Source organism: Enterobacter sp. B79-1 (assembly GCF_057444735.1).
Map to the genome: position 1 here is coordinate 17,094 of NZ_JBYAZJ010000006.1, position 16,661 is coordinate 33,754.

Here is a 16,661-nt window from a genome sequence, read left to right on the forward strand (position 1 = left end):
CTTGATTCGCCAGATTTTCCCGCTAAGGTATTCTCACTAAATTCAGGGAAATCAGCGATGAGCAAACCAACCCGGGCCACCATCAGCGACGTGGCGCAAGCCGCCAAAACCGGTAAAACCAGCATTTCGCGCTATCTCAACGGTGAGAAACACCTGCTGTCCGACGCGCTGCTCGCCCGCATTGAACAGGCTATTGCCGAACTCGACTATCGCCCAAGCCTTATGGCGCGCGGCCTGAAACGCGGCAGAACTCGCCTGATTGGTCTGATCATCGCCGATATCACCAACCCCTACTCCGTCAACGTGCTCAGCGGCATCGAAGCCGCCTGTCGCGAAAAAGGCTTTACGCCGCTGGTCTGTAACACCAACAATGAGGTCGATCAGGAGCTGCACTATCTGGATTTGCTACGCAGTTACCAGGTGGAAGGTATTGTGGTGAATGCCGTGGGCATGCGTGAAGAAGGGCTCAACCGGCTGCAGCAGTCTTCGTTGCCAATGGTGCTTATCGACCGCAAAATCCCGGAATTTGCCTGCGATGTCGTCGGGCTGGATAACACGCAGGCGGCCACGACAGCCACCGAGCACCTCATCGAACAGGGTTTTGAAGCGGTCCTTTTCCTGAGTGAACCGTTGGGAATGGTCAACACGCGTCGCGAGCGCTTAAGCGCCTTTCGCGCCACGCTGGACCGCTATCCCGGCGTGATCGCCGAAAATGCCGAAACGCCGCTGCATGAAGCTGACCAGATTGACAATACCCTTCGCCAGTTCCACACGCGCCACCGTGGAATGCGTAAAGCCGTCATCTCCGCAAACGGAGCGCTAACGCTCCAGGTTGCCCGCTCCCTCAAGCGCATTGGCCTGCACTGGGGAAGTGATATCGGCCTGCTGGGTTTCGATGAGCTTGAGTGGGCAGAGCTGGCTGGCGTCGGCATCACCACGCTCAAGCAACCCACGTGGCAAATCGGCTATGCCGCTGTTGAACAGGTGGTTCGCCGTATTGAAGGTGCGAGCGACGCCGTGCGTGAACAGGTCTTCTCTGGCGAACTGATCGTTCGCGGCTCTACCGCCCGCTAAATTCCCTTCGTGACAGCGATCATAAATTCAACATCCCGATCTTTTCTTTGGAACCGGTTCCATCTAGCGTAATACTATCGATTACGCGATGGAGTCTGGTATGAGCAGGAAAATAATGGTGGTCACCGCCGCTTATGGCGCGGACCAGGTGCGACAGGCCGGTGGTCAACGCGCAATGCTTCCCGTCATTGCGGGCGCAGGCGCGGACGGTGTAGAAATCCGCCGCGAGCTGTTCAACAGCGAAGAGCTGCTGGCGCTGCCTGCGCTAGGTGAGTCCATCGAACTACTGGGTCTGCTGGCATGCTATTCCGCACCCGCCGCCCTGTTTATGCCCAACGGAACGCTCAACCCTGACCTCCCCCGCTATCTGGCCGAAGCCACCGCGCTGAACGCGCTGTGGTTGAAAGTCTCGCTGGGTTATTTCAACGATAAACAGCCACTTGAAGCTTTACGCGCGATGCTGAATGAAAGCGGCATGACGCTGGTGGTGGAAAATGACCAGACCGACTGCGGCCAGCTCGCGCCCATGCAGCGCTTCAAAGCCGCCTGCCGGGTGATGGCATTGCCCGTCACCCTGACGTTCGATATGGGCAACTGGCTGTGGGTGGGCGATTCCCCCGAAGAAGCCGCGCGTCATCTGGCTCCGGCCGTGAGCTATATCCACGTTAAGGCCGCCGTTCCGCATAAGGAGCAGTTCCGCGCCATTGCGCCGGATCGCGCGGAATCACGCTGGCTGGACCTGCTTAATCAGCTTCCTGCCGATGCCCCGCGCGGTATCGAATTCCCCCTGGAGGGGGCAGATTTAACTGCCGTTACCCGCCACTACGTTAACCTGCTGCGTGAGGAGTAAACCATGCAAAAGATGCTGGATGTGATCACTATCGGCGAAGCCATGGCGATGTTTGTGGCCACCGAAACGGGTGACCTGAGCGCGGTAGAACACTTTATGAAACGCGTGGCGGGTGCAGAGCTGAACGTCGCCACGGGCCTGGCGCGCCTGGGCCTGAACGTCGGCTGGGTGAGTCGCGTAGGGGACGACAGCTTTGGCCATTTCATTCTCGATTCACTGAAAAAAGAGGGAATTGATGCCGCAGGCGTCACGCTCGACGGACGTTTCGCAACGGGCTTTCAGCTGAAATCTAAAGTCGAAAATGGAACCGATCCCATCGTGGAGTATTTCCGTAAAGGATCGGCCGCAAGCCATCTCTCCGTGGAGGATTACAACGCCCACTATTTTGCCTCCGCGCGCCATCTGCACCTCAGCGGCGTGGCGGCAGCGCTGTCTGCCAGCTCGTATGCGTTGCTGGACCATGCGGCAACAGCCATGAAGTCTCAGGGTAAAACGATCTCTTTCGATCCTAATTTGCGCCCGGTGCTGTGGAAAAGCGAAGCGGAAATGGTCGAGAAGCTGAACCGTCTGGCGTTCCAGGCTGACTGGGTTCTGCCGGGCCTGAAAGAAGGGATGATCCTGACGGGTGAAAAGACGCCGGAAGGCATTGCCGATTTCTACCTGAATAACGGGGTAAAAGCGGTGGTGCTGAAGACCGGTGCCGATGGCGCATGGTTTAAAACGGCCAACGGCGAACAGGGCGCGGTCGCGGCGGTGAAGGTTGAGAACGTGGTCGACACCGTCGGCGCGGGCGATGGCTTTGCCGTGGGCGTCATTAGCGCCCTGCTGGAAGGCAAACCGCTGCAGCAGGCCGTTGCGCGTGGCAACAAGATTGGCTCGCTGGCGATTCAGGTGCAGGGTGACAGCGAAGGATTACCAACGCGAGCAGAGCTTAACGAATAAACATCCCCCTCACCCTAGCCCTCTCCCCAAAGGGGAGAGGGAACTTACAACACCCTCTCCCCTTTGGGGAGAGGGCCGGGGTGAGGGGCATAAATCGCACTCAACAAAACAAGCCACCGTGTACCCTACAGACAACGGCGGTAACAACCTCAACAACAGAGGCAAGCCTATGAACAGTTCGACCAATGCAGTAAAACGCTGGTGGTACATCATGCCAATCGTGTTTATCACGTACAGCCTGGCGTACCTCGATCGTGCTAACTTCAGTTTCGCATCCGCTGCGGGGATCACCGAAGACCTCGGTATCACCAAAGGTGTATCCTCCCTGCTCGGCGCCCTTTTCTTCCTCGGCTACTTCTTCTTCCAGATCCCCGGCGCGATTTACGCGGAACGCCGTAGCGTGCGCAAGCTGATCTTCGTCTGCCTGATCCTGTGGGGCGCCTGCGCGTCACTGACCGGCGTGGTAAACAATATTCCTGCTCTGGCCGCCATTCGCTTTATCCTCGGCGTCGTTGAAGCGGCGGTCATGCCGGCGATGTTGATTTACATCAGCAACTGGTTTACCAAATCTGAACGCTCGCGCGCGAATACCTTCCTGATCCTCGGTAACCCGGTCACGGTACTGTGGATGTCGGTGGTGTCTGGCTACCTGATCCAGTCCTTCGGCTGGCGCGAAATGTTTATCATCGAAGGGGTGCCAGCAGTGATCTGGGCATTCTGCTGGTGGGTGCTGGTGAAGGATAAACCTGCCCAGGCGAAATGGCTTTCCGAAGATGAAAAAGCCGCGCTGCAGGCCCAGCTGGATAAAGAGCAGCAGGGTCTGAAGGCGGTTCGCAACTACGGTGAAGCCTTCCGCTCCCGCAACGTGATCCTGCTGTGCGCGCAATATTTTACCTGGAGCATTGGCGTTTATGGCTTCGTACTGTGGCTGCCGTCAATTATCCGCAGCGGTGGCGACAATCTTGGCATGGTCGAAGTGGGCTGGCTGTCATCCGTGCCTTATCTGGCTGCCACCATCGCGATGATTATCGCTTCCTGGGCATCGGACAAACTGCAAAATCGTAAGCTGTTCGTCTGGCCCCTGCTGCTCATCGCTGCCTTTGCCTTCATTGGCTCCTGGGCCGTTGGTGCGAACCATTTCTGGGTCTCTTATACGCTGCTGGTGATTGCGGGTGCAGCGATGTACGCCCCGTATGGTCCGTTCTTTGCCATCATTCCGGAAATGCTGCCGCGTAATGTGGCAGGCGGTGCGATGGCGCTGATTAACAGCATGGGCGCGCTGGGGTCGTTCTGTGGTTCCTGGTTTGTGGGCTATCTGAACGGTGCAACCGGCAGCCCGTCAGCGTCGTACATCTTTATGGGGGTGGCGCTTTTCGCCTCGGTATGGCTTACTCTGATCGTTAAGCCTGCTAATAATCAACAGCTTCCCGTCGGCGCACGACACGCCTGAAACCTTTTAAAATCAACGGAGATTAGCATGAAGCCGTCCGTCATTTTGTACAAAGCACTGCCTGACGATCTGCAAAAACGCCTTGAAGAACACTTCACCGTCACGCAGGTGAAGAACCTGAGCCCAGAAACCGTGGCACAGCACGCCGGGGCGTTCGCCAGCGCTGAAGGCCTGCTGGGTTCAAGCGAGAAAGTGGATGTCGCCCTGCTGGAGAAAATGCCGAAGCTTCGTGCGACGTCTACCGTTTCTGTGGGTTACGACAACTTCGACGTGGATGCCCTTAACAAACGCAACGTTCTGCTGATGCACACGCCACATGCCCTGACGGAGACCGTGGCCGACACGCTGATGGCGCTGGTGCTCAGCACGGCCCGCCGCGTGGTGGAAGTGGCTGAGCGCGTCAAAGCGGGCGAATGGACCAAAAGCATTGGTCAGGACTGGTTCGGCGTAGACGTCCACGGCAAAACGCTGGGAATCGTGGGTATGGGGCGTATCGGGCTGGCGCTGGCACAGCGCGCGCATTTCGGTTTTAACATGCCGATTCTGTACAACGCACGCCGTCGCCACAGCGAAGCTGAAGAACGTTTCAACGCGCGTTACTGCGAGCTTGATAGCCTGCTGCAGGAAGCCGATTTTGTCTGCCTGGTTCTGCCGCTGACGGACGAAACGCGTCACCTGATTGGCAAAGCCGAGTTTGAAAAGATGAAGACGTCGGCCATTTTCATCAATGCGGGTCGCGGCCCGGTGGTGGATGAGAAGGCGCTGATTGAGGCGCTGCAAAACGGCGAGATCCATGCAGCAGGCCTGGACGTGTTTGAACAAGAGCCGCTGTCAGTCGATTCCCCGCTGCTCAAACTGCCAAACGTCGTCGCCCTGCCCCACATCGGCTCTGCCACTCACGAGACGCGCTATAACATGGCGGCGACTGCGGTAGACAATCTGATTGCCGCGCTCGGCGGAAAAGTGGATAAGAACTGCGTTAACCCGCAGATCCAACAGTAGAAACGAAAAAACCCGCCAGAAGGCGGGTTTTTGAATTTTGTGCTACTGAGTTGGAAGCTTACAGGCTTACAACGTTACCAGCTGCTGGGCCTTTAGCGCCGCTTTCGATGGTGAAGGAAACTTTCTGACCTTCATCCAGAGATTTGTAGCCATCGTTCTGGATAGCAGAGAAGTGTACGAACACGTCTTTTGAGCCATCGTCAGGAGTGATGAAGCCGAAACCTTTATCAGCGTTGAACCATTTTACCAGACCAGTCATTTTAGCAGACATAGAAATTACCTTATTAACAAATATATTGTGCCTTCCGGCTTGATGGATTGCGTTACAGATTTTTAAGCGATGAAGGAAGGGTCACAACGAAGGGTATCTATGGATAACAATCTGGACTGCTTTACTAAACTGCTTTAGGTCTGTGTAACAAACCGACGGGGATAGTTATACCGATGTGGTAGAGGAATGACAAGCGTTATTTTCAATACCCCTAAAAAAACCCCGCACGAAGCGGGGATTTTTATCTTACTCAGTGGCAGCGACTGCCGCACTCCACGCCTGGCTAAAGGCCTGGTGCTGGGAAGCCAGCGGCCCAATCAGCGTATTATATTGACTTGCCTGCTGTGAGGTTGGGAACTGGATACCGTTAGAGACAAAGCTCACCTGTGTCCCCTGTTGGGAGATAAAATCCCCCACCTGAACCAGCTGCTGCGTGAAGACCTGCGCGGCCGGAATCAACGGCTGCAAAGCGTCAGACGGCTTCGTCACCACTTTCTCATACACTTTGTCAAAGACAGGCTTGAGATCCTCGCCCTGTTTCAGCGCAGAACGTGACGCATCAGCCTGCATTTTCGCATTCTGTAACTGCTGGCTCAGCACGCCAAGCGCACCGTTGGACTGGCGCAGCGGTTCACGTTGGGTCATATAATCCTGCGGTACACGGATCGCATTAACGCTATCCAGCACCGGACGAAGGCCGGAGTCCATCGCCTGGCTCACCTGCTGCGAATAACCATAAAGGATGGCGTAATCGGACACGAAAGGACCAAACTGTTTTTTCTGATCCGCAGTCAACGTTGGTAAACGCTCGCCGCTACGCATCACTGTATTCTGTAGAAAATCGATAAACGCTTTGCGCTGATCGCCTTCTTTATCGAAACACCCACTCAGGCTAACTACCATCAACAACGCCGCAAGAGGCGCAAACCAGCGAGAGCAGGACTTTCCTGTCGCCATTTTATTACTCCTTTCACCCAAAAAAGCGCACACCGGCACACGCGTGCCCAACGCTGACAAGGATAGTCCAGGTCAGCCCCGCAAGATACTCTTTTCATGCAAAACGGCTATTGCCGTTTTATTTCTTACCATTTACAAAAAAATACCTGTCGAAGCCGATATATGGCTAATCAGGTAATTAGCATAACTATCCATATAGCTGAAACGGATAAAGCTATCGTTACCGCACGATTAATCACATCCGCAACGATCCTTCGTTTGTATTAGGGACTATTCTTAATTGGCTCTCTGATGTTCTTGATCCCGATGTGTGATTTAAGAGGAGTCCTCAATGGAATATAAAGATCCTGAGTTTGAGCTGCTGAGCAGCCTGGAACAGATTATTTTTAAAGATGTACCGCAGACGGTTACCCTGCAACAAAAGTCCAATCCCTTTACAGAATTTGAGCAATTGCGCAAAGGGACAGGGCTGCAAACAGATGAATTCGCCAGAGCGATGGGTGTCAGCGTGGCGATGGTGCTGGAGTGGGAATCAAAACGTGAAAAGCCCACGCCAACCGAGTTAAAGCTGATGCGCCTGATACAGGCGAACCCTGCACTCAGTAAACAGATAGCCTAATACAGTTTGATCGCCCCCGCCCTTGCGGGGGCTTGTGTTTTACAGGCTTACACAATTCCATCCCGCCTCATTCCACACCAGGTTATGCGTCAGCGTTAATCCCTTCAAAAACGTTTCATCATGCGACACCACCAGCAGCGCGCCAGGGAACTCCGCCAGTGCAGCCTCAATGGCCTGAACGGAGGCCAGATCCAAATGGTTAGTGGGCTCATCCAGGAGCAAAAGCTGCGTAGCCTCTTCACGCCATAAGACAATGGCCAGCGCGGCTTTGAGGCGTTCACCGCCGCTCAGCTCCGCCAGGGGGAGCGAGACCTTATCTGCGCCAAGCTGAAGCTGTGCCAGGCGACTACGCAACGTGCCTTCTTCAAGCGGCGAGTTGCTGAGGTTGAGATGCGTCATCACCGACTGTGAAAGATCGAACTGCGACAGGTGTTGATCGAGATAGGCGCAGGTGACCGATACCGTGCAGGTTCCTGAAAGAGGTGCTTCCTCTCCGGACACCACTTTCAAGAGCGTCGATTTACCACAGCCATTCGGCCCACGGAGTGCGACACGCATTGGCCCGTCCATACGCCAGCTTATCGGCGGAATATCCACATGTGGCAGCGCCAGCGCCTCCAGCACCAGTACCTGTTTCCCCTCCGCGACGCGACTGCCCGGCAGGGTGAAGATGACCGGATTATCGTCTTCTACCCGATCGCGCGCGTTGTTTACTGCGGTATTTAACGCGTCATTCTGTTCGCTGTGCTGTTTTTTCCACGAGCCAATGCGCTCTTTTGCCGCCATTTTGTATTTCACCCGCTCAAAGGAGGCGATATTGAGGCTATCAACCGTACGCAACGTTTTTGCTGAACGTCGCTGGCTGTCGTCGTGCTCTTTATGCATCCGCGCGCGGATTCGTTTGCGCTCGGTGGCCGCGTGCTCCAGCGCGGCGCGGGCAGCCTGCTGTTCCGTATCGCGCTGAGTTTGATAATCAGCATAGTTTCCACCGAAGCTGCGCAGGCCAAAAGGGCTCAGCTCGAGAATGCGCGGCACCTGTGCCAGCAATTCACGATCGTGAGAAGCCACCAGCACGCCGCCCTGATGGTGGAAAAGCTGGTCGTAAAACCATTCACGCCCTTGTCTGTCCAGATGGTTCGTGGGTTCATCCAGTAGAAGATAATCCGCATCCGCACTCAATGCCCCGCAGAGCAGGGCGCGAATACGCTCACCGCCGCTGAGTTCCCTGGCCGGTTTATCGGGATCAAACGGCGGGAGGTGCGCGTTCATAAACGCTTCACTCAGGCGTTCCGCCAAATCCCAGTTACCGTCGAGCTTTTCCAGATCCTCTGGCTGATAGTCACCGCTGTCGATGCGCTTACGGGCGGCGAAAATCGCGTCATATCCGAGCAGTTCCGCAAGCGTGGTCTGCGAGGAAATATCATGCTGCTGCGCCACATAGGCATGGGTACCGAAACGCTCAATATGGCCGTTTTCAGGTTCATCAATGCCTGCCAGTAGACGCAGCAGGCGTGTTTTACCGCTGCCGTTGCGGCCAACCAGCGCGCACGGCGACGCATCGAGTGTAAGATTTAGCGGACCGAAAAGGGTATCGCCCGTCGCAAACTGACAGGTGACCTGATGCAAAATAAAAGAAGGGGACTGCGCAAAATGAGCCATAAGCACTCCTGAATGAAATCAAAAACTTCCCCTGCCGACGCGGTAGCGTTTAGCAAGGACAGAAATTCATCAGTCGTGTTTGTTCATTTTTGGGGGGCGCTCCTGAGGGAGGACAATAACAGCGCTAAGGATAGCGGCAATGCACTAACCTTTTCAAGGTTAAATTATCGCCAATCCTCACCGAGACAAAAAACCCGCCGAAGCGGGTTAGACACTTAGATAAACGCGAACGCATCGCCAAACAGGCGATCTTCCCGCGCGTCGCGCTCATTACAGAACAGGTCGCGGGCAATTTTCGCCATTTCAAAACGGCCAGCAATGTAGATATCGTGCCCGGCGAGCGTGCCATGATCCTGCAGGACCGCCGTGAGCACCGTACCACTACGACCGCGCCAGCCCTCTTCCGGCTGCTCAACAACCGGCTCAACGCGCAGGTTCGGGTGATTCACGCTCAGCGCTTCCAGTTCGGACAGGTCGTACAGGTGTTTTTCTTCGCGGCCGCCCCAGTAGATGGTGATGTCGCGGTTCGGGTTACGTGCCAGCGCGGTCAACAGAATAGAGCGAACATACGAGAACCCCGTACCGCCAGCAATCAGGATAAGCGGGCGGTCTTCATCTTCGCGCAGCCAGGCTTCACCGTGCGGAATGTCTACCACGATTTCACGCTCTTTCAGGATGCGGTCCATGACAGCCATGGCGTAAAGGTTAAGCTCAGACGCACCAATATGAAGCTCAATAAATTCCTGCTCCGCTGGCGTAGACGCCATAGAGAAAGGACGTTTATCGCGCTCATCCATCACGACCATCAGGTACTGACCAGCGCGGAAAGAGAATGCCGATTCTGGCACTAAACGGACGCGATATACGGTGTCGGTAATGGCATCTACCGAGGTCACTTTACAGCTTAAGGTTGTCATTCGCTCTCTCTGTCGGGAAGTCTATAGGGCTTAACGGTCAGCTTAAGATTTACCGTTATTCATTATGGCCAGTTCGTCCCAGATCGCGTCTATTCGCGCGGTCACGGCAGGATCTTTTTTGATCGGGCGACCCCATTCACGGTCGGTTTCGCCAGGCCATTTATTCGTGGCATCCAGTCCCATTTTTGAGCCAAGACCGGAAACCGGCGAGGCAAAGTCCAGATAATCTATCGGCGTGTTTTCGACTAACACCGTATCACGCGCGGGGTCCATGCGTGTAGTAATCGCCCAAATAACGTCGTTCCAGTCGCGGGCGTTGACGTCATCATCGCAGACGATAACAAACTTGGTATACATAAACTGGCGCAGGAAAGACCATACGCCCATCATCACGCGTTTAGCGTGACCGGCATACTGCTTCTTCATCGTCACTACCGCCAGGCGATACGAGCACCCTTCCGGCGGCAGATAGAAATCAACAATTTCCGGGAACTGTTTTTGCAAAATCGGCACAAAGACTTCGTTCAGCGCCACGCCCAGCACCGCAGGCTCATCCGGTGGACGGCCGGTGTAGGTTGAGTGGTAAATCGCATCTTCACGCTGGGTAATGTGCGTGACGGTAAACACCGGGAAGTTATCAATTTCATTGTAATAACCCGTATGGTCGCCGTAAGGCCCTTCCGGTGCAAGCTCACCCTGTTCGATGTAGCCTTCCAGCACGATTTCCGCACTGGCTGGCACTTCCAGGTCATTGGAGACACACTTTACGACTTCCGTTTTAGTGCCGCGCAGCAGCCCTGCAAAGGCATACTCGGATAGCGTATCCGGAACAGGCGTAACCGCGCCCAGAATCGTTGCCGGATCGGCCCCCAGGGCAACAGAAACCGGGAATCGTTCACCGGGATGTTCCGCGCACCACTCCTGGAAATCGAGCGCGCCGCCACGATGTGACAGCCAGCGCATGATAAGTTTATTTTTACCAATCAGCTGCTGGCGGTAGATACCCAGGTTTTGGCGCTCTTTGTGCGGCCCACGGGTGACGGTCAGACCCCAGGTAATCAGCGGCGCAGCATCTTCAGGCCAGCACTGCATAATCGGGATTTTTGTCAGATCAACCGCATCGCCTTCCAGCACTTTTTGCTGACACGGCGCACCGCGCAGGCGTTTGGTTGGCATGTTCAGTACCTGCTTAAACTGCGGCAGCTTGTCGAACAGATCGCGGAAACCTTTCGGCGGCTCCGGCTCTTTCAAAAACGCCAGCAGTTTACCCACTTCACGCAACGCCGTGACATCCTCTTGCCCCATGCCCAGCGCCACACGGCGCGGCGTGCCGAACAGATTGCACAGCACCGGCATGTCGTAGCCTTTCGGATTTTCAAACAGCAGCGCAGGCCCACCGGCACGCAGGGTGCGGTCAGCAATTTCTGTCATTTCCAGATAAGGATCAACAGGAAGCGTAATCCGTTTAAGTTCGCCCTGCTTTTCCAGCAGCGTCAGGAAGTCGCGTAGATCGTGGTATTTCATGCAGTTAGTCATGGCCTCTCTGTAAGCGCTTCATTATACGGCGTAAGCCTACGTGATGCTGTAATTTTGTTAAATTAGCGTGAACTTCCGCGACTTACTCCACTTTCGCCCATTATAATCAACTTAGCGATCCGGCCAGGGTTTTGATATGCTTGCGCCCCGAACTAAGGGAAAGAGTGATTATGCAGGCCTGGTATTTACTGTATTGCAAACGCGGGCAACTTCAGCGCGCGCAGGAACATCTTGAACGTCAGTCGGTGAATTGCCTGACGCCCGTGATCACGCTTGAAAAAATGCAGCGCGGGAAACGCACGATGGTCAGCGAGCCTCTCTTCCCGAACTATCTGTTCGTCGAATTCGACCCGGAAGTGATCCACACCACGACAATCAGCGCCACGCGCGGTGTCAGTCACTTTGTCCGTTTTGGCACCAGCCCCGCGACGGTTCCCTCAACCGTCATTCATCAGCTTTCGATTTATCAACAACCCGAAGGGATTACCGACCCGGAAACCCCTTATGCGGGCGATAGCGTGGTGATTACAGAAGGTGCCTTTGAAGGCCTGCAGGCCATATTCTCTGAACCTGATGGCGAAGCGCGCTCTATGTTGCTGCTTAACCTGTTGAATAAACAGGTGCTGCAGAGCGTGAAAAACACCGACTTCCGTAAGCTTTAAAACGCAATTCGAAACAGGCGGCGCACGTTGTCATCCGTCTGCGCGGCCAGCCAGTGTGGATCTTCTCCGCGCCAGTGCGCCACACTCTCAACGATGTGCCCCAGATACGCCGGTTCATTACGCCGCGATGCCGGTTTGGGTTTCATGTCGCGCGGCAGCAAATAAGGGGCATCGGTTTCCAGCAGCAGGCGTTCAGCCGGGATCGCCGGCAACAATTCACGCAGTTCCAGCCCGCGACGCTCATCGCAAACCCAACCGGTAATGCCCAGATAAAGTCCTCGATTCAGGCAATCCAGCGCGTCCTGATGCGATCCGGTAAAGCAGTGCAACACAGCACCAGGCAGTTTATCCAGCCACGGTTCCAGAAGGGTGATAAAACGCTCATGCGCATCGCGGCAATGCATGAACACTGGCATTTCAAGCTCTGCGGCCAGCGCCAATTGTGCGGTGAATGCTTTTTCCTGGTCTTCCGGCGTGGAAAAATTGCGATTGAAATCAAGACCGCACTCGCCGATGGCGACCACCTGTGGCATTTTCGCCAGCGCGTGGAGCGTTTCAGCGCTGTGTTGCGTCCATTGGCTACTGTCATGAGGGTGGACGCCTGCGGTTGACCAGCAGCGTTCGTAGCGTTGCGCAAGCAACTGCGCCTGCTCACTTTCATGAAGGTTGGTTCCCGTCAGCAACAGCCCTTTCACCCCGGCGGCAAAAGCACGGGCGACGACCTCATCCCGGTCTTTCGCGAACTGCGAGCTGGTCAGGTTAAGCCCAATATCAAACATGCCCCTCTCCATATGACAACCGCCCTGACGGGCGGCTGGTGTTATTCTTCAGTGGTCTTTTCAGACCCGTCTTCTTCATCTTCCGGCGGACGTCGTTTGCCCACATAGAAACGCGAGAAGAACACGCCGACCTCAAACAAACAATACATCGGTATCGCCAGTAAGGTTTGCGAGAAGACATCCGGTGGCGTCAGCAGCATGCCCACCACAAATGCGCCTACGAGGATATACGGACGCTTCTTGCGGAGATCGTCAGGCGTTGTCACGCCCATCCAGCACAGCAGGACAATCGCCACCGGTACTTCGAACGCCACACCAAACGCCATGAACAGCGCCATGACGAAGCTGAGATAGCTGGCGATGTCTGTCGACACCTGAACCCCTTCCGGCGCGGTATGCGTCAGGAAGCCAAAGGCCAGAGGGAAGACAACGAAATAAGCGAACGCCATGCCGATATAGAACAGCAGCGAACTGGAGACCAGCAGAGGGATCACCAGTTTACGCTCGTGCTTGTACAGCGCCGGCGCGACGAAGGCCCAGACCTGGTACAAAATAACCGGCGCAGACGCAATCAAGGATACCCAGAAGGTCAGCTTGATCGGGGTGAAAAACGGTGAAGCCACGTCCGTGGCGATCATCGTCGCGCCCAGCGGCATCTGTTTAATCAGCGGTGCAGAGACCACCTGATAGATATCGTTGGCAAAATAGACCAGGCAAAGGAATATAAGGAGAACCGCAATAATGCAGTTTAACAGGCGCTTGCGCAGCTCAATGAGGTGCGTAATGAGCGGTTGAGTATCATCTACTGCCATGTTTACGCTTTATCACTCGAGGAAGGGGATGATTCGGAAACGGACGCAGCAGGCTTTGCTTCAGCCGCTTTTAACACTGGCTCGACCGACTGCGCCTGTTTTTTCACTTCAGGTTCCTGCGGCGTCTGTTCTGGTGCGGCAGCCTGATGCTCTGCGCTGGACGGCGTTACGCCCTCACGCTGCTCTTCGCTGCCCTTCACCACCGGGTTATGGATGGTGTTAGCTTCATCACTCGCCTTTTCAGGATCGTTGATGCTGTATGAACGCTTCATAGATTCAGCCGCTTCGCGCAACTCATCCATTGATGCTTTCAGCTCGGGCGTCAGGTTTTCCATGCTCGCCTTCTCAACTTTTTTCAGGCTGTCCTGAAATTCCTGGAGCTTAAGCTCCTGCGCCAGCTCGTTTTGCACGGTGGTTGCCAGCGAGCGAAGCGCACGCACCCAACCCACCACGGTTTTAACCGCAACAGGGAGACGCTGCGGCCCCAGCACAATCAAACCAATCACAAAGACCAGCAGCAGCTCACTAAAACCAATGTCGAACACGAATTACACCTGCTCTTTATCGTGGCGTTTAGCGTCTTCCTTTTTGGCTTCATCTTGCTTATCAGCGATGGATTTAGCAGTAAAGTCAGCGTCCTGGCTGGTTTTATCCTGCTTACTTTCATCATCACCCATGGCCTTCTTAAAGCCTTTGATAGATGCACCAAGGTCGGAACCGATAGAACCGAGTTTCTTCGTACCAAACAGCAGTACGACGATGACGGCAATGATTAACAATTGCCAGATACTGATACCACCCATACGTAATCCTCAGTGATAGATGCTTAATGAGTCAGGTTGCATTATACGTATGCAACCTGGTGATAGCGACGCAAAATCAGCGCGTTTTTCTCCAGCCAGCGAGCCAGACAACAACGCCGCCAGCCATGAGCCAGGCGGGCATCATCTCCCAGTCAGGGCGATTGATGAGCAGCAGCGTACCGCTCAGCAGCAACGTCGCGCCAATGCCAAAGAGGTAGCGTGACTGTCCCTGGCGCACGCGGCTGGACTGAAGCTCGTGCGCGATTTTATCCATGCTGTGCTGAAGGTTCTTGCTCTGACGCAAACTGTCGTAAACCAGTTCAGGAATTTCAGGCATTTTTTCAATCCAGAACGGGCCTTTCTCCTTAAGGGAGCGAACCAGCGCTGGAATGCCAACCTGATCTTTGATCCAGGATTCAAGGAAAGGTTTCGCCGTTTTCCATAAGTCTAACTGAGGATAGAGCTGGCGACCTACGCCTTCAACGTAAAGTAATGTTTTCTGAAGTAAAACTAATTGTGGCTGCACTTCCATATTGAAGCGACGCGCGGTATTGAACAGGTTCAGCAAAACGTGACCGAAGGAGATCTCCGACAGCGGTTTTTCGAAAATCGGTTCGCATACCGTGCGGATCGCAAACTCAAACTCTTCGACATTGGTGTCTGGTGGAACCCAGCCAGAATCCACGTGCAGCTCGGCCACCTTGCGGTAGTCGCGGTTGAAGAACGCGATGAAGTTCTCTGCAAGATAGCGCTTATCTTCTTTGTTCAGCGAGCCAACAATGCCACAGTCGATCCCGATGTACTTCGGATCCTCTGGGTGTTCGTAGCTCACGAAGATGTTGCCCGGGTGCATGTCCGCATGGAAAAAGCTGTCGCGAAAGACCTGGGTAAAGAAGACCTGCACACCACGCTCTGCCAGCAGCTTCATGTTGGTGCCCTGCTTTTCCAGCGCAACAACATCCGAGACCGGAATACCGTAAATACGCTCCATGACCATCATGTTCTGGCTGCAATAGTCAGAATAGACTTCAGGAACATACAGCATTGGGCTGTCTTCAAAGTTACGACGCAGCTGAATGGCGTTCGCCGATTCACGCAGCAGGTTAAGCTCGTCAATCAGCGTTTTTTCATACTCCCGCACCACTTCCATCGGGCGCAGTCGGCGGCCATCCGGTAACAAACGCGGTACCCAACGGGCCAACCTGTAGATCAGCTTCATATCGGCTTTGATGATCGGCAGGATATCCGGACGAATAACCTTGATAACCACTTCTTTGCCGTTTTCTTTCAGGCGAGCCGTATGTACCTGGGCAATGGAGGCCGATGCGAGCGGCTGAATGTCGAAATCATCAAACCAGGTTTCAACAGGGATGTTGCCCATCGCTTCTTCGATCTGCTTCTTCGCTCTCACCCCGTCGAACGGCGCAACGCGATCCTGCAGCATCGCCAGTTCATCGGCAATTTGCGGTGGGAAGAGATCGCGGCGGGTAGAAAGCATCTGCCCAAACTTGATCCATACCGGGCCCAGCTCCTGCAGCGCAAGACGCAAGCGTTCGCCTAAAACCTGATCTTTGTGGCGATTTGGCATCCAGAACAGCGTGCGCCGCCAGATACGAAGCGGCAGCGTGATACGCATTCTGGGGATAAGCTCGTCGAGCCCGTAGCTCAAAAAGGTGCGAACGATAAAATAGAGGCGCCGAATTTCACCAGGCGTCATTTGCCCTCCAGTTTTTCCAGGCGTTTGGTTAACGCATCAACCGCGCGTTCAACAGCAGCGGTCTCTTCTGCAAACCATGCCACTTCCAGCGGCCCGGGGGCCATGCGCCACTCTTCGGTGATGACCTCTGCGGCATAGCGCTGCTGCCGTTGCAGATTTTTGCGCAGGAACGCCGTACCGCCATGAATCGCTTTTCCGATCCCTTCGGCGGCGATGTCGCCAATAAAAGGCGCAAGCAGTTCTGCCGGGTCAAACTCAGCCAGATCGCTGAGCGCCACGAAGTTCTGCACGACCTGAATGTCGCCTTCAACTTCGAGTTCACCGCTGCGGATAAGCGCCGTGAGTTGCTGACGGTCACGCAGTTTTGGCAGCACGCTCATATGAGTGATGACCGAGCAATCTGCCTCGCCCTCCCATTCACCCAGAACGTCAAGCTGGCGCTCGCTGAAGACCAGCACAAGCGGCGTCGAGAACTCTTTTAAAACGATACGCAGTACCTTTCCGTTCAGCCGCTGACGTGCAGCCTTCAGCGCCGGAGCGCGATACAGAAAGGCATTCAGTACATTCTCAATGCCTGCGGTGACTAAGGGTTTAAAGGGCACGGGACACCT

Annotated in this window: 18 protein-coding genes; 7 read left to right on the plus strand and 11 right to left on the minus strand. The window is 55.0% G+C overall.

Annotated features, from left to right (window positions below; all coding sequences use genetic code 11):
• Window positions 1-57 precede the first annotated feature (57 nt).
• The 5 genes from AC2T6E_RS16520 (at window position 58) to ghrB (ending at window position 5,318) form a co-directional block, all read left to right on the plus strand.
• A complete protein-coding gene (locus tag AC2T6E_RS16520; RefSeq protein ID WP_148400224.1) occupies window positions 58-1,074 on the plus strand; it encodes a LacI family DNA-binding transcriptional regulator in 1,017 nt (338 codons plus the stop codon).
• 100 nt (window positions 1,075-1,174) lie between these two features.
• Entirely contained in the window at window positions 1,175-1,924 is a 750-nt protein-coding gene (locus tag AC2T6E_RS16525; RefSeq protein ID WP_260663252.1) for a sugar phosphate isomerase/epimerase family protein, read from the plus strand.
• A gap of 3 nt (window positions 1,925-1,927) precedes the next feature.
• Complete coding sequence (locus tag AC2T6E_RS16530; RefSeq protein ID WP_265186261.1) at window positions 1,928-2,866, plus strand: sugar kinase; 939 nt, start codon at window positions 1,928-1,930, stop codon at window positions 2,864-2,866.
• A gap of 169 nt (window positions 2,867-3,035) precedes the next feature.
• Complete coding sequence (locus AC2T6E_RS16535; RefSeq protein WP_212474318.1) at window positions 3,036-4,316, plus strand: MFS transporter; 1,281 nt, start codon at window positions 3,036-3,038, stop codon at window positions 4,314-4,316.
• 27 nt (window positions 4,317-4,343) lie between these two features.
• The gene (gene ghrB / locus AC2T6E_RS16540) at window positions 4,344-5,318 is read left to right on the plus strand and encodes a glyoxylate/hydroxypyruvate reductase GhrB (protein ID WP_108417334.1); all 975 of its coding nucleotides are present in this window, start codon (window positions 4,344-4,346) and stop codon (window positions 5,316-5,318) included.
• 58 nt (window positions 5,319-5,376) lie between these two features.
• On the opposite strand, the gene cspE is transcribed toward ghrB, so the two are convergent.
• Complete coding sequence (gene cspE, locus AC2T6E_RS16545; protein WP_003860775.1) at window positions 5,377-5,589, minus strand: transcription antiterminator/RNA stability regulator CspE; 213 nt, start codon at window positions 5,587-5,589, stop codon at window positions 5,377-5,379.
• Between the two features lie 246 nt (window positions 5,590-5,835).
• Window positions 5,836-6,546, minus strand: coding sequence for a DUF3053 domain-containing protein (locus AC2T6E_RS16550; protein ID WP_042715665.1), 711 nt, complete (start codon window positions 6,544-6,546; stop codon window positions 5,836-5,838).
• Window positions 6,547-6,877: 331 nt separating this feature from the next.
• Here AC2T6E_RS16550 and AC2T6E_RS16555 point away from each other — a divergent pair, with 331 nt between their 5' ends.
• Window positions 6,878-7,165 (plus strand): HTH-type transcriptional regulator, encoded by a 288-nt coding sequence (locus AC2T6E_RS16555; protein ID WP_010426260.1) that lies wholly within the window; start codon window positions 6,878-6,880, stop codon window positions 7,163-7,165.
• A 39-nt stretch (window positions 7,166-7,204) separates the two neighbouring features.
• Here the strand turns inward: AC2T6E_RS16555 and AC2T6E_RS16560 are convergent, their stop codons facing one another.
• The 3 genes from AC2T6E_RS16560 to ubiD form a co-directional block, all read right to left on the minus strand.
• The gene (locus AC2T6E_RS16560; RefSeq protein ID WP_214606037.1) at window positions 7,205-8,824 is read right to left on the minus strand and encodes an ABC-F family ATP-binding cassette domain-containing protein; all 1,620 of its coding nucleotides are present in this window, start codon (window positions 8,822-8,824) and stop codon (window positions 7,205-7,207) included.
• A 215-nt stretch (window positions 8,825-9,039) separates the two neighbouring features.
• Window positions 9,040-9,741 (minus strand): NAD(P)H-flavin reductase, encoded by a 702-nt coding sequence (gene fre, locus AC2T6E_RS16565; RefSeq protein ID WP_010426263.1) that lies wholly within the window; start codon window positions 9,739-9,741, stop codon window positions 9,040-9,042.
• Window positions 9,742-9,783: 42 nt separating this feature from the next.
• On the minus strand, window positions 9,784-11,277 hold the full coding sequence (gene ubiD, locus AC2T6E_RS16570) for a 4-hydroxy-3-polyprenylbenzoate decarboxylase (protein WP_182401898.1): 1,494 nt from the start codon (window positions 11,275-11,277) through the stop codon (window positions 9,784-9,786).
• Window positions 11,278-11,447: 170 nt separating this feature from the next.
• Here ubiD and rfaH point away from each other — a divergent pair, with 170 nt between their 5' ends.
• A complete protein-coding gene (gene rfaH, locus AC2T6E_RS16575) occupies window positions 11,448-11,939 on the plus strand; it encodes a transcription/translation regulatory transformer protein RfaH (RefSeq protein WP_010426265.1) in 492 nt (163 codons plus the stop codon).
• Here rfaH and tatD read toward each other — a convergent pair.
• The 6 genes from tatD to ubiJ all read right to left on the minus strand — a co-directional run bounded on the left by tatD (window position 11,936) and on the right by ubiJ (window position 16,652).
• The gene (gene tatD, locus AC2T6E_RS16580) at window positions 11,936-12,718 is read right to left on the minus strand and encodes a 3'-5' ssDNA/RNA exonuclease TatD (protein ID WP_010426266.1); all 783 of its coding nucleotides are present in this window, start codon (window positions 12,716-12,718) and stop codon (window positions 11,936-11,938) included. The genes rfaH and tatD overlap by 4 nt on opposite strands.
• A gap of 41 nt (window positions 12,719-12,759) precedes the next feature.
• Window positions 12,760-13,530 (minus strand): Sec-independent protein translocase subunit TatC, encoded by a 771-nt coding sequence (gene tatC, locus AC2T6E_RS16585; protein ID WP_010426267.1) that lies wholly within the window; start codon window positions 13,528-13,530, stop codon window positions 12,760-12,762.
• A gap of 2 nt (window positions 13,531-13,532) precedes the next feature.
• Entirely contained in the window at window positions 13,533-14,075 is a 543-nt protein-coding gene (gene tatB / locus AC2T6E_RS16590) for a Sec-independent protein translocase protein TatB (RefSeq protein WP_042715671.1), read from the minus strand.
• A 3-nt stretch (window positions 14,076-14,078) separates the two neighbouring features.
• Window positions 14,079-14,333 carry a Sec-independent protein translocase subunit TatA gene (gene tatA / locus AC2T6E_RS16595; RefSeq protein ID WP_010426269.1) on the minus strand — a complete coding sequence of 85 codons (255 nt, stop codon included), beginning with the start codon at window positions 14,331-14,333 and terminating at the stop codon, window positions 14,079-14,081.
• Window positions 14,334-14,409: 76 nt separating this feature from the next.
• Window positions 14,410-16,050 carry a ubiquinone biosynthesis regulatory protein kinase UbiB gene (gene ubiB, locus AC2T6E_RS16600; RefSeq protein ID WP_089598243.1) on the minus strand — a complete coding sequence of 547 codons (1,641 nt, stop codon included), beginning with the start codon at window positions 16,048-16,050 and terminating at the stop codon, window positions 14,410-14,412.
• Window positions 16,047-16,652, minus strand: a complete 606-nt coding sequence (gene ubiJ / locus AC2T6E_RS16605; protein WP_042715673.1) for a ubiquinone biosynthesis protein UbiJ — start codon at window positions 16,650-16,652, stop codon at window positions 16,047-16,049. The genes ubiB and ubiJ overlap by 4 nt, the downstream gene beginning before the upstream one ends.
• Window positions 16,653-16,661: the final 9 nt, after the last annotated feature.

What these genes read in the sequence shown, in the direction of transcription:
- AC2T6E_RS16535 (WP_212474318.1), top strand. Translation starts at nt 3,036, where the DNA reads ATGAACAGTTCGACCAATGCAGTAAAACGCTGGTGGTACATCATGCCA.
- cspE (WP_003860775.1), bottom strand. Translation starts at nt 5,589, where the DNA reads ATGTCTGCTAAAATGACTGGTCTGGTAAAATGGTTCAACGCTGATAAA.
- AC2T6E_RS16525 (WP_260663252.1), top strand. Translation starts at nt 1,175, where the DNA reads ATGAGCAGGAAAATAATGGTGGTCACCGCCGCTTATGGCGCGGACCAG.
- tatD (WP_010426266.1), bottom strand. Translation starts at nt 12,718, where the DNA reads ATGTTTGATATTGGGCTTAACCTGACCAGCTCGCAGTTCGCGAAAGAC.
- AC2T6E_RS16530 (WP_265186261.1), top strand. Translation starts at nt 1,928, where the DNA reads ATGCAAAAGATGCTGGATGTGATCACTATCGGCGAAGCCATGGCGATG.
- tatC (WP_010426267.1), bottom strand. Translation starts at nt 13,530, where the DNA reads ATGGCAGTAGATGATACTCAACCGCTCATTACGCACCTCATTGAGCTG.
- fre (WP_010426263.1), bottom strand. Translation starts at nt 9,741, where the DNA reads ATGACAACCTTAAGCTGTAAAGTGACCTCGGTAGATGCCATTACCGAC.
- AC2T6E_RS16560 (WP_214606037.1), bottom strand. Translation starts at nt 8,824, where the DNA reads ATGGCTCATTTTGCGCAGTCCCCTTCTTTTATTTTGCATCAGGTCACC.
- ghrB (WP_108417334.1), top strand. Translation starts at nt 4,344, where the DNA reads ATGAAGCCGTCCGTCATTTTGTACAAAGCACTGCCTGACGATCTGCAA.
- tatA (WP_010426269.1), bottom strand. Translation starts at nt 14,333, where the DNA reads ATGGGTGGTATCAGTATCTGGCAATTGTTAATCATTGCCGTCATCGTC.
- ubiB (WP_089598243.1), bottom strand. Translation starts at nt 16,050, where the DNA reads ATGACGCCTGGTGAAATTCGGCGCCTCTATTTTATCGTTCGCACCTTT.
- AC2T6E_RS16550 (WP_042715665.1), bottom strand. Translation starts at nt 6,546, where the DNA reads ATGGCGACAGGAAAGTCCTGCTCTCGCTGGTTTGCGCCTCTTGCGGCG.
- ubiD (WP_182401898.1), bottom strand. Translation starts at nt 11,277, where the DNA reads ATGACTAACTGCATGAAATACCACGATCTACGCGACTTCCTGACGCTG.
- AC2T6E_RS16555 (WP_010426260.1), top strand. Translation starts at nt 6,878, where the DNA reads ATGGAATATAAAGATCCTGAGTTTGAGCTGCTGAGCAGCCTGGAACAG.
- AC2T6E_RS16520 (WP_148400224.1), top strand. Translation starts at nt 58, where the DNA reads ATGAGCAAACCAACCCGGGCCACCATCAGCGACGTGGCGCAAGCCGCC.
- rfaH (WP_010426265.1), top strand. Translation starts at nt 11,448, where the DNA reads ATGCAGGCCTGGTATTTACTGTATTGCAAACGCGGGCAACTTCAGCGC.